This window comes from Afipia carboxidovorans OM5, assembly GCF_000218565.1.
Classification (GTDB): Bacteria; Pseudomonadota; Alphaproteobacteria; order Rhizobiales; family Xanthobacteraceae; genus Afipia; species Afipia carboxidovorans.
In genome coordinates this window covers 2,083,384-2,095,042 of sequence record NC_015684.1, presented here as the reverse complement: position 1 = coordinate 2,095,042, position 11,659 = coordinate 2,083,384, and the positions used below count along the sequence as shown (strand labels likewise).

The following is an 11,659-nucleotide window of genomic DNA, read 5'->3' as shown; positions in this document are numbered from 1 at the left end:
TCGGAGATGAATCAACCGGCAAAGGCGCAAGAGCCTTCAATGGAAGAGATTCTTGCGTCGATCAGGCGCATCATCTCCGATGACGACGCCAAGCCGGCTGCTGCTCCCGCTGAAGCTGCGCCTCCGCCGCAGGCAGCAGCCAAACCCGCGACACCGGCACCGAAGCCCGAGCCTGCGCTCAAGTCCGAGCCCGCGCCCGCCGCGAAGAACAGCCAGGAAGACATCGATGCGATGCTGGCGAGCTTCGATGCGCCGGCTGCTGCTGCGCCTGCACCGGCCGAACCGGAGCCCGAAGAGGCTGAGGATGTCTTTGAGTTGACCGAGCAGATGGCGGTGCCTGCAGCCGCGCCGGAGACCTTTCAGAAGGTCGAACCGCAGGACGACGATCTCGAATTCACCGAAGCGCCGCCCGCGCCCGTCGCCGCCGCACCGGTGGCGGAGGAGCCGCAGGTCCTGAGCGGCGCCACCGCGAAGGCCGTGGAATCGGCGTTCAATTCGCTCGCGACCACCGTGCTGACCAACAACGCCCGCACGCTCGAGGATCTCGTCAAGGAAATGCTGCGGCCGATGCTCAAGTCTTGGCTCGACGACAATCTGCCAACCCTGGTCGAGCGCATCGTCAAGGCGGAAATCGAGCGGGTCGCGCGCGGCCGCTAAGGAGCCAGCCAAGGCAGCGGCCATTGCGGACTTGACGCACACAGGCAGGCCGCTAAAGCCTCATCTGCGCTATAATCGCATCCTACCTTCGTTCGACAAGCGGGCCGCTTCCTGTGCCCGCGCTCCATGATTGTACCCGTGATGATCGAGAAAAATTACCAGCCTGCCGAAATCGAGCCGCGCATCCGCGAGGCATGGGACGCCGCGGAAGCCTTCAAGGCTGGCCGCCCGGAGCGCCGCGAGGCTGAGCCGTTCACGATCGTCATTCCGCCGCCGAACGTCACCGGCTCGCTGCACATGGGGCACGCGCTCAACAACACGCTGCAGGACATCCTGTGCCGGTTCGAGCGCATGCGCGGGCGCGATGTGCTGTGGCAGCCCGGCACCGATCATGCCGGCATCGCGACGCAGATGGTGGTCGAGCGCCAGCTTGCCGCGCGCAAGGAGCCGACGCGCCGCGAGATGGGACGCGAAGCATTCCTCGATCGCGTCTGGCAGTGGAAGGCGGAATCCGGCGACACCATCGTCAACCAGTTGAAGCGGTTAGGGGCCTCCTGCGATTGGTCGCGCGAGCGCTTCACCATGGACGAGGGACTGTCGCGCGCCGTCGCCAAGGTGTTCTGCACGCTCTATGCTGAAGGCCTGATCTACAAGGACAAGCGTCTGGTCAACTGGGACCCGAAGCTGCTTACCGCGATCTCCGATCTCGAAGTGCAGCAGGTCGAGGTCAAGGGGCATCTCTGGCACCTGCGCTATCCTTACGAGGACAAGACCTTCAATCCGGACGATCCATCGACCTACATCGTGGTTGCGACGACGCGGCCGGAAACGATGCTGGGCGACAGTGCGGTCGCGGTGAACCCGGCCGACGATCGCTATCGCAACGTTGTCGGCCTGAATGTCGTGCTGCCTTTAGTCGGCCGCAGGATTCCGATTGTTGCCGATGACTATTCCGATCCGGAGAAGGGCTCTGGCGCGGTGAAGATCACGCCGGCGCACGACTTCAACGACTTCGAGGTCGGCAGGCGCCACAAGCTGCCGCAGATCAACATCCTCGATATCGAAGGACGCCTCGCGCTCGCTGATAACGACGACTATCGCAAGGACATCGAGCAGAGCGGCCTCGACCTGATCGCGGAGCTGCACGGCGTGGAGCGCTTTGCCGCACGCCGCGAGATCGTCGCGCGTCTCGAGCAACAGGGCTATCTCGAGAAGATCGAGCCCAACACGCACATGGTGCCGCATGGCGACCGTTCGGGCGTCGTGATCGAGCCGTTCCTCACCGACCAGTGGTACGTCGACGCCAAGACGCTCGCCGCGCCCGCGATTGCGGCCGTGCGCAACGGCGAAACCTCGTTCGTGCCAAAGAACTGGGAAAAGACCTATTTCGAGTGGATGGAGAACATCCAGCCCTGGTGCATCTCACGCCAGCTCTGGTGGGGCCATCAGATTCCCGCATGGTACGGCCCGGACGGAAAAGTGTTCGTCGCCGAGACGGAAGAAGAGGCGGTCGGCAAGGCGCTTGCCTATTACCTCGAGGAAGGCGTCATCGACGACGATCAGGCGCACGATATGGCGGTCGATCCCGCCAAGCGCGACGAGTTCATCACGCGCGATGAGGACGTGCTCGACACCTGGTTCTCCTCGGCGCTGTGGCCGTTCTCGACGCTCGGCTGGCCGGACACCGACAAGGAGGTGAAGCGCTATTATCCTACGAGCGTTCTCGTCACCGGCTTCGACATTATTTTCTTCTGGGTCGCCCGGATGATGATGATGGGCCTGCACTTCATGAACGATGTGCCGTTCCCGACGGTCTACATCCACGCGCTCGTCCGCGACGAGAAGGGCGCGAAGATGTCGAAGTCGAAAGGCAACGTCATCGATCCGCTGCATCTGATCGACGAATACGGCGCCGATGCGCTGCGCTTTACGCTTGCCGCGATGGCGGCGCAGGGCCGTGATATCAAGCTCGCCACCAGCCGCGTCGAGGGTTACCGCAACTTCGCGACCAAGCTGTGGAACGCCTCGCGCTTTGCCGAGATGAATGGCTGCGCACTGGCGAAAGGTTTTGATGCCACGCGCTGCAAGGAGACGTTGAACCGCTGGATCGCACACGAGACCTCGCATGCGACGCATGAAGTGACCGAGGCGATCCGCGCGTATCGCTTCAACGATGCGGCGGGCGCGATGTATCGTTTCGTCTGGAACGTCTATTGCGACTGGTATCTCGAATTGGCCAAGCCCGTGCTGCTCGGCCCGGACAGCGAGGCGAAGCGCGAGACGCAGGCAGCGGTTGCGTGGGCGCGCGACGAGATCCTCAAGCTGCTGCACCCGTTCATGCCCTACATCACCGAGGAGCTGTGGGCCGTCACCGCTCCGCGCGACAACGTGCTGGCGCTCGCCGCATGGCCAATTCAGCCCGACGACGAGATCGCGCTCGAAGCCTCGATGCAGGCGGCGATGGCGGGCGATCCGCTTGCGGTGCCGGTGATGACGTCGTCGGCCTTGAAGGCTGAGGCGTTCTCCGATCCGAAGGCGGAAGCCGAGATCGGCTGGCTGATCGATCTCGTCACCGCGATCCGCTCGGTCCGTGCCGAGATGAACATCGCCCCGGCGACGCTGTTTCCGTTGATCCTCGTCAACGCCTCGAAAGAGTTGCAGGCGCGCGCGCAACGCTGGAGCGACGTCATCAAGCGCATGGCGCGCGTTGCCGAGATTTCGTTCGATGCGGCGGCCCCACAAGGCTCGCTTCAATTGCTGGTGCGTGGCGAAGTTGCGGCGATTCCGCTCAAGGGCGTGATCGATCTCGCGGCCGAGAAAACCCGGCTCGAAAAAGAGCTGGGCAAGGCGGACGCCGATATCGCGCGCGTCGATGCCAAGCTCGGCAACGAGAAGTTCGTCGCTAACGCACCGGAAGAGGTGATCGACGAGCAGCGCGAGAAGCGCGAGGAGGCGGTCACCCGCCGCACCAAGATCGTCGAGGCGATCGAGCGGCTGAAGGCGGCGGGGTAATAAATTCACCCCCAAATGGCTTCCTTTTATTTCCGACTCCGGTCGCGGCGACTTTCACCTCTCCCCGGTGGGGAGAGGTGGACCCAAATCCCGCTTGCGATGAGCGGCTAGATTTTCGGAAACGGCTTGCTCAGAAACCGCGAGCCCTTCACGCCGTAGCGCCAGGGCAGGTCGGCCGCCTTGGTGATGCCGACGCGGACGCCGGAGGCGATCTCCGGCACCTCGGTGCGGGCATAGATCTCGATCGGCGAAGCATCGAGCGCGCAGCCGTTATGCTTGATGCTGACCGCCAGCGCCGCGCAGACTTTGCCGGGCCCCGAGCACAATGTGCGCTCGTCCCGCAGGCTGCGCCGCCGCCGCATCGCGGCCAACCCCTGCGTCGGTTCGATCGCCCGGATCAGCACCGCCGCTGCGGAGCCTTCCGCCTCGCAGACGAAATTCATGCACCAGTGGATGCCGTAGGAGCGGTAGACGTAGAGATGCCCCGGCGGGCCGAACATCACCTGCGTGCGGGGCGTCACCCCGCGATAGGAATGCGCGGCCGGTTCGGTGTGATGGTAGGCCTCGACCTCGACGATAGTCCCGCCGACGCCATCGACGAGCAGGGTTGCGCCGATCAGCTCCGGCGCAATTTCATGAACGCTGCGAGCGAAGAAACTGCGCTTTAATTGCTTGCCGAGCGGGGGACGGCTGTCAGAGGCGGGCATTTGGCAGAAAAGTCGGGGCTGGGAGACGGTCAAGCGGGCATGCGCGGCGCATGGAAACATGATAGATGTAAGCCTAACTCTCCGGGCCGGGTTGCCGCAATCACCGTGTGACCCTACCTTTGAAAAAAGCGCGTAAAGCCGCGCTTTAGCGGAAAACGCGCAAAGCCGCGCGATGCGGACACAGACGGGTTCTTGATGGTCACGTTGATCGACACGATTTCGGAGCGGCAGGTGCGGCCGCGCCACCCCGAAAAGGCCCACCGTCCCGACGCGATCTCTCCGCCGAAACCCGACTGGATTCGCGTTCGCGCGCCGACCTCGCGCGGCTATGCCAACACCCGCAACATCGTGAAAGAGAACGGCCTCGTCACCGTCTGCGAGGAGGCCGGCTGCCCGAACATCGGCGAGTGCTGGGACAAGAAGCACGCGACCTTCATGATCATGGGTGACACCTGCACGCGCGCTTGTGCGTTCTGCAATGTGCGAACCGGCCTGCCGGACGGGCTCGACCCTGATGAGCCCGCGCATGTCGCGCTCGCGGTGCAGAAGCTCGGCCTCGCGCATGTCGTCATCACCTCGGTCGATCGCGACGATCTCGCCGATGGTGGTGCTGCGCATTTCGCCGCGACCATTGCCGCGATCCGCGAGAGCTGCCCGACCACAACGATCGAAATCCTGACGCCGGATTTCCTGCGCAAGGAGGGCGCGCTCGAAGTCGTGGTCGCGGCGAAGCCCGACGTGTTCAACCACAATCTCGAAACCGTGCCGTCGCGCTACCAGAGTGTGCGGCCTGGCGCGCGCTACTTCCATTCGGTGCGGCTCCTGCAGCGGGTCAAGGAAATCGATCCCACCATCTTCACCAAGTCCGGCATCATGGTCGGCCTCGGCGAGGAGCGGCACGAGGTGCTGCAGGTGATGGACGACCTGCGCTCGGCCGATGTCGATTTTCTTACTATCGGGCAGTATCTGCAACCGACGCTGAAGCATCATGCGGTGATGCGCTACGTCACGCCGGAAGAATTCGACGGCTATGAACGCATTGCCTTCACCAAGGGTTTCCTCATGGTGTCGGCGAGCCCGCTGACGCGCTCGTCGCATCATGCGGGCGAAGACTTTGCGCGGTTGAAGGCCGCGCGTGAAGCCAAGTTGCAATCCGCAGGCTGATGCCGCAATTCGCCAACAAACGCCGCGTCCGTCACAGCGCCTCGAAGATGTTCGATCTCGTCGCCGATGTCGAACGCTATCCGCAATTCGTGCCGCTGTGCCAGTCGTTGAAGATACGTGGGCGCACTCAGAATCCGGACGGCACCGAAACCATCGTCGCCGACATGGGTGTCTCGTTTCAGCTCGTGCGCGAAAATTTTACCAGCCGCGTCACGCTCGACCGGCCGAATTTGAAGATCACGGTTGAGTATCTGAAAGGCCCGTTCAGCCGGCTGCAGAACCGCTGGACATTCGAGCCGAAGGGCGAGGACGCCTGTGACGTGAATTTCTTCATCGCCTACGAGTTCAAGAGTCGGATGCTCGCGGTTTTGATGGGCGCGATGTTTGACGCCGCTTTCCAGAAGTTCGCGTCGGCTTTCGAGAAGCGCGCGGATGCAGTCTATGGGGCGCCGCGCGCGCGCGTTTGACCGGCGTCTTCGGCCCGCGCGCCATCTCCGTCAGCATTTTCAAAGCTTCGATCACGGACTTCTGCCGGACGTTCTCGCGCCCGATGGCGCCGAAGCGCTGTTCGCGATGGATGATGCGCCCGTCGCGAGCCGCGACCGCGAAGTGCACAAGGCCGACCGGCTTACCCCGCGTCGCGCCGCCGGGCCCGGCAATGCCGGTGATGGCAACGGCGAGATCGACATCGGCATGTTCGAGCGCGCCGAACGCCATCGCGATCGCGACTTCCTTGCTGACAGCGCCGAAGGTGTCGAGCTTCGCCTTTTCGACGCCGATCATGGTGTGCTTGGCTTCGTTGGAGTAGGTGACGAAGCCGCGATCGACAACATCGGAGGAGCCGGGCACTTCGGTCAGTGCCGCGGCGACGAGACCGCCGGTGCAGGACTCGGCGGTCGCGATCTTGAGTTTGCGCATCCGGCAGAGATCGAGGAGGGAGCGGGACAACGCCCGTGTGGCGCTGTCGCTCATATCAGTTGCTCCCGGAGAGATCGTCGGCATCCGCCCACGGCAGGCGGATGGTGGCGGCGGCGGTGGCCGCGATGCCTTCCTGGCGGCCGGTGAAGCCGAGCCGCTCGCTGGTCGTCGCCTTCACCGCAATGCGTGATACCGGCAGGCCGGTGATCTCGGCAATCCTGGTGCGCATGGTCTCGCGCAAGGGGCCGACCTTCGGCGCTTCGCAGATCAGCGTGACTTCGAGATGCGCGATGCGCCCGCCGCGCTGCTTCACGAGGTCGACGGCATAGATCAGGAACTGGTCGGATGCCGCGCCCTTCCACTTCGGATCGCTCGGCGGGAAGTGCGAGCCGATATCACCATCCGCCAGCGCGCCGAGAATGGCGTCGACCAGCGCGTGCAGGCCGACGTCGCCGTCGGAGTGAGCGAGGAAGCCGCGATGGAACGGTACCTTCACGCCGCACAGCCACAGATGGTCGCCGTCGCCGAAAGCATGCACATCGTAGCCGGTGCCGGTGCGGACATCGCCAAGCGCTGCGGCAAGGCGGATTTCCTCGCGGGAGAAGTCTTCAGGTGTCGTCAATTTCATGTTGGCAGCATCGCCTTGAAAGGTTGCGACCGTCAATCCTGCCCATTCGGCAAGCGCGGAATCATCGGTGAAATCGTCGCGGCCCTCGCGTGCGGCACGGCGATGCGCCTCAAGTATCGTATCGAACGCGAACGCCTGGGGGGTCTGTGCGATGCGCAGCACTGCACGGTTCGGCGTATCTTCCACGAGCCCGGTGTCGCCCACGCGCTTCACGGTGTCGTTGACCGCGATCACGGGAATGGCTGCGCCGGTCGTAAGCGCGGTGTCGATCGCGCGCGAGATGACATCCTGGGTGATGAAAGCGCGCGCGGCGTCGTGGATCAGCACGACGTCCGGCGCATCGGCCGCGAGCGCCTCGAGCCCGGCGCGCACCGACTGCTGGCGCGTCGCGCCGCCGCTGACAGCGGGGCGAAAGGTGAGGCCGCGCGTCGCCTCGGCAAACAGCGTGGCGTCGTCAGCATGGCGCACCGGCTGAACCGCTGAGATGCCGGGATGGGTGCAGAACGGGGCCATGGCGCGGGCCAGCACGCTCTGGCCGCCCAGCGTCCGATATTGCTTGGGGCTGCCGGCTCCGGCGCGGAGCCCGCGTCCGCCGGCAACAATGATGGCGGCTGCTCGTTTGGAAGAGGGCATTGAACTCGCAACGAAAATGGAAATCCGCGCGCTCATTATCACAAGCGGAGGCGGATTCGGCAGGATTCTGGTCCCGCTGGGGATGGAGAGGCAGTTCCGCCGATTACCGTCTGAAAATGCTGCGCTGCACTTGTGCTTTTAGCGGATTTGTCTAATCTGCAGGCAGATCGGTGTTTTGCCTATTTAATATGCGGACACTCAACAGGCTTTCAGGCGGACGAGCACGACAGTGAGCGAAAACGTGTCCCAGACGGCGGGATTCCGGATCGGCGATATCGATATCGCCAATCGCGTGCTGCTTGCGCCGATGTCGGGCATCACCGATGCGCCGCTCCGGCGCGTTGCGGCCCGCCTCGGTGCGGGCCTTGTCGTCTCCGAGATGACCGCGAGCGACGATCTTGCCCGCGGCCGGCCGATGTCAGTCCTGCGCTGCGAGGCGTCGGGCGTCGGGCCGCATGTCGTGCAGCTTGCGGGCTGTGAGACGAAATGGATGGCGGAGGGTGCGCGCATTGCCGAGGGCGGCGGCGCCGATATCATCGACATCAACATGGGCTGCCCGGCGCGGCACGTCACCGGCGGGCAATCCGGCTCGGCACTGATGCGCGATCTCGATCACGCGATGGCGTTGATCGAGGCGACGATCGCAGCCGTGAAGGTGCCGGTGACGCTGAAGATGCGACTCGGCTGGGACCATGCCTCGCTGAATGCGCCGGAGCTTGCGCGCCGTTCTGAGGTCGCCGGCATCCGCATGGTGACGGTGCATGGCCGCACTCGCTGCCAGTTCTACAAGGGCGAGGCGGACTGGCAGGCTGTTCGCGCAGTACGTGAAGCAATCCGCATACCGCTTGTCGTCAACGGTGATATTGCGACTTATGACGATGCTGTCGAGGCGCTTGCGGCCTCCGGTGCCGACGCGGTGATGATTGGCCGTGGCGCGCAGGGACGACCATGGCTGCCGGGGCAGATCGGACGGCGCCTCGCGGGTGGCGCTTCCGAAACCGACCCGGCGCTCGATGTGCAGCTTGGCTATTTGCGTACGCTCTACGACGACATCCTCTCCCATTACGGCGCGCGCATCGGCCTTCGCCACGCGCGCAAGCATCTCGGCTGGGGGCTTGAGGCCGCCGAGCAGACGGCGGGAGCAGGGGCCGCTGCGCTCAAGGCGTGGCGCGGCAAGATCCTCACCAGCGAGCGGCCTGAGGAAGTGCACGGCTTGCTCGGCGAAGCGTTCGAGGCTTTCGCGGGGAGTGCTGCCGCATGACGCTCACTCCGGCGCGAAGCACCATCGAGGCGGCCAATGACGCGATCCTGAACGCGCTGCCGAATCCGGTGATGCTGATTGCGCCGGACGGCCGGGTTGCCGATGCCAATATGGCGGCGGAGGCGTTTTTCGAGACCTCGGTGCAGCACCTCAAGCGGCAGGCGCTGAAAGATTTCATCCCGTTCGGAAGCCCGCTACTCGGGTTGATCGATCAGGTCCGCCGTAGCGGCAACGCCGTCAACGAATACAAGGTCGATCTCTCGACACCACGGATCGGCGTCGACCGCCAGGTCGATATCCACGCCGCGCCCTTGCCGGAGCGGCCGGGCCATATCGTCGTCATGCTGCAGGGCCGCAGCATTGCCGACAAGATGGATCGCCAGTTGACCCACCGCAGTGCCGCGCGCTCGGTCACAGCGCTGGCCGCGATGCTGGCCCACGAAATCAAGAATCCGCTGTCGGGCATTCGCGGCGCCGCGCAATTGTTGGAGCAGGTGGCAACGCCCGAGGATCGTGCGCTGACGCGGCTGATCTGCGAGGAGGCCGACCGTATCGTCACGCTGGTCGATCGCATGGAGGTGTTCGGCGATGAGCGCCCGGTTGCGCGCGGGCCGGTCAATATCCATTCGGTGCTCGATCATGTGAAGCGGCTTGCGCAGTCGGGCTTTGCCCGCAACGTGCGCTTCGTCGAGGATTATGACCCCTCGCTGCCGCCGGTGCTCGCAAACCGTGATCAGTTGGTCCAGGTCTTCCTCAATCTGGTGAAAAACGCTGCAGAAGCGGTTGTAACTATTGATGATCCCGAGATCGTGCTGACCACCGCCTTCCGCCCCGGCGTGCGTCTGTCGGTGCCGGGTCAGGCCACACGAGTATCGCTGCCGCTCGAGTTCTGCGTGCGCGACAACGGCCCCGGCGTACCGGACGATCTTCTTCCCAATTTGTTCGATCCGTTCGTGACGACGAAGCCGACCGGCAGCGGGCTCGGCCTTGCGCTGGTTGCCAAGATCATCGGCGATCACGGCGGCATCATCGAATGTGAATCGCAGCCACGCAAAACGGTCTTTCGCGTGCTGCTGCCGATGTTCAATCCACCTCCACCCGCACACGACGGTGAAGCCGAACCGGGAACGGCCTCCACGCGCGACAGCACATGAGGACATGCCATGCCGACAGGTAGCATTCTCGTCGCCGACGACGACACCGCGATCCGCACCGTACTCAATCAGGCGCTGATCCGCGCCGGATACGAGGTCCGCCTGACCGGCAACGCCGCCACGCTGTGGCGCTGGGTCTCGCAGGGCGAGGGCGATCTCATCATCACCGACGTGGTGATGCCCGACGAAAATGCCTTCGACCTGCTGCCGCGGATCAAGAAGCTGCGGCCGAACCTGCCGGTCATCGTCATGAGCGCGCAGAACACGTTCATGACCGCGATCCGCGCCTCCGAGCGCGGCGCCTACGAATATCTGCCGAAGCCCTTCGACCTGAAGGAGCTGATTACGATCGTTGGCCGCGCGTTGGCGGAACCAAAGGAGCGCCCGGCGGGGGGCGCCGATGAGGGCGAGTTCGACGCCATTCCGCTGGTCGGCCGCTCGGCGGCGATGCAGGAGATCTACCGCGTGCTGGCGCGGCTGATGCAGACCGACCTCACCGTAATGATCACGGGCGAGTCCGGCACCGGCAAGGAGCTCGTTGCCCGTGCGCTGCACGATTACGGCAAGCGGCGGAACGGGCCGTTCGTTGCCATCAACATGGCGGCGATCCCGCGCGACCTGATCGAATCCGAACTGTTCGGCCACGAGCGCGGCGCCTTCACCGGCGCCAACACCCGCGCCACCGGCCGCTTCGAGCAGGCGGAAGGCGGCACGCTGTTTCTCGACGAGATCGGCGACATGCCGATGGAGGCGCAGACCCGGCTTCTGCGCGTGCTGCAGCAGGGCGAGTACACCACGGTCGGTGGCCGCACGCCGATCAAGACCGACGTGCGCATCGTCGCAGCCTCGAACAAGGACCTGCGGGTGCTGATCCAGCAGGGCCTGTTCCGTGAAGATTTATTCTTCCGTCTCAATGTCGTGCCGCTCAGACTTCCACCACTACGTGAACGGATCGAGGACCTTCCCGATCTCGTTCGCCACTTCTTCGCGCTGGCGGAGAAGGACGGCCTGCCGCTGAAGAAGCTCGACGCACAGGCGCTGGAGCGGCTGAAGCAGCATCGCTGGCCGGGCAACGTCCGCGAACTGGAGAACCTCGCCCGTCGTCTTGCGGCGCTGTACCCGCAGGACATCATCACCGCGTCGGTCATCGAGGGCGAACTCGCTTCCGCAACCGCGGGTGCGTCGACCGGCGGAACACCGCAGAAGGTGGAAAACCTGTCAGGCGCGGTCGAGAGCTACCTCGCATCGTATTTCGCGGGCTTTCCGAATGCGCTGCCGCCGCCCGGCCTCTATCACCGCATCCTGCGTGAGATCGAGGCGCCGCTGCTCACCGCCGCGCTGGTGGCAACCCGCGGCAACCAGATTCGGGCCGCCGACCTTCTGGGGCTGAACCGCAACACGCTTCGCAAGAAGGTCCGCGACCTCGACATCCAGGTTTATCGGTCAGGCTAGCGGTCTCTAGCGGCCAAGAGCCGCGCGAAGCAATTGCCGTTGGATAGAGGCGCGGTGGCTTTGATCGCGCCTA

General features: G+C 64.4%; 9 protein-coding genes and 1 pseudogene. 7 read left to right on the top strand and 3 right to left on the bottom strand.

Going from position 1 to position 11,659, the window contains the following annotated elements:
• The first annotated feature begins 6 nt into the window (after positions 1-6).
• Both OCA5_RS09770 and OCA5_RS09765 read left to right on the top strand, forming a co-directional pair.
• Positions 7-657 carry a PopZ family protein gene (locus OCA5_RS09770; protein ID WP_012563230.1) on the top strand — a complete coding sequence of 217 codons (651 nt, stop codon included), beginning with the start codon at positions 7-9 and terminating at the stop codon, positions 655-657.
• A gap of 141 nt (positions 658-798) precedes the next feature.
• On the top strand, positions 799-3,669 hold the full coding sequence (locus OCA5_RS09765; RefSeq protein WP_012563231.1) for a valine--tRNA ligase: 2,871 nt from the start codon (positions 799-801) through the stop codon (positions 3,667-3,669).
• A 107-nt stretch (positions 3,670-3,776) separates the two neighbouring features.
• On the opposite strand, the gene OCA5_RS09760 is transcribed toward OCA5_RS09765, so the two are convergent.
• On the bottom strand, positions 3,777-4,376 hold the full coding sequence (locus tag OCA5_RS09760; protein ID WP_012563232.1) for a DNA-3-methyladenine glycosylase: 600 nt from the start codon (positions 4,374-4,376) through the stop codon (positions 3,777-3,779).
• 195 nt (positions 4,377-4,571) lie between these two features.
• On the opposite strand from OCA5_RS09760, the gene lipA reads away from it, so the two are divergent.
• Complete coding sequence (gene lipA, locus OCA5_RS09755; RefSeq protein WP_012563233.1) at positions 4,572-5,540, top strand: lipoyl synthase; 969 nt, start codon at positions 4,572-4,574, stop codon at positions 5,538-5,540.
• The gene (locus tag OCA5_RS09750; protein WP_013913119.1) at positions 5,540-6,007 is read left to right on the top strand and encodes a type II toxin-antitoxin system RatA family toxin; all 468 of its coding nucleotides are present in this window, start codon (positions 5,540-5,542) and stop codon (positions 6,005-6,007) included. Before lipA ends, OCA5_RS09750 begins: the two co-directional genes overlap by 1 nt.
• A gap of 34 nt (positions 6,008-6,041) precedes the next feature.
• Here OCA5_RS09750 and OCA5_RS19485 read toward each other — a convergent pair.
• Both OCA5_RS19485 and OCA5_RS09745 read right to left on the bottom strand, forming a co-directional pair.
• Positions 6,042-6,512, bottom strand: a pseudogene (locus OCA5_RS19485) (CinA family protein); the annotation flags it as partial.
• A gap of 1 nt (position 6,513) precedes the next feature.
• Positions 6,514-7,719, bottom strand: coding sequence for a bifunctional 2-C-methyl-D-erythritol 4-phosphate cytidylyltransferase/2-C-methyl-D-erythritol 2,4-cyclodiphosphate synthase (locus tag OCA5_RS09745; protein WP_013913118.1), 1,206 nt, complete (start codon positions 7,717-7,719; stop codon positions 6,514-6,516).
• A 229-nt stretch (positions 7,720-7,948) separates the two neighbouring features.
• Between OCA5_RS09745 and dusB the strand changes: the two genes are divergently transcribed.
• The 3 genes from dusB to ntrC are packed head-to-tail and all read left to right on the top strand — an operon-like array spanning position 7,949 to position 11,586.
• Positions 7,949-8,980: a tRNA dihydrouridine synthase DusB gene (dusB, locus tag OCA5_RS09740; RefSeq protein ID WP_012563236.1), complete on the top strand. Its 1,032-nt coding sequence runs from the start codon at positions 7,949-7,951 to the stop codon at positions 8,978-8,980.
• Positions 8,977-10,134 (top strand): two-component system sensor histidine kinase NtrB, encoded by a 1,158-nt coding sequence (locus tag OCA5_RS09735; protein WP_012563237.1) that lies wholly within the window; start codon positions 8,977-8,979, stop codon positions 10,132-10,134. The genes dusB and OCA5_RS09735 overlap by 4 nt, the downstream gene beginning before the upstream one ends.
• A 9-nt stretch (positions 10,135-10,143) precedes the next feature.
• Positions 10,144-11,586, top strand: coding sequence for a nitrogen regulation protein NR(I) (gene ntrC / locus OCA5_RS09730; protein ID WP_012563238.1), 1,443 nt, complete (start codon positions 10,144-10,146; stop codon positions 11,584-11,586).
• Positions 11,587-11,659: the final 73 nt, after the last annotated feature.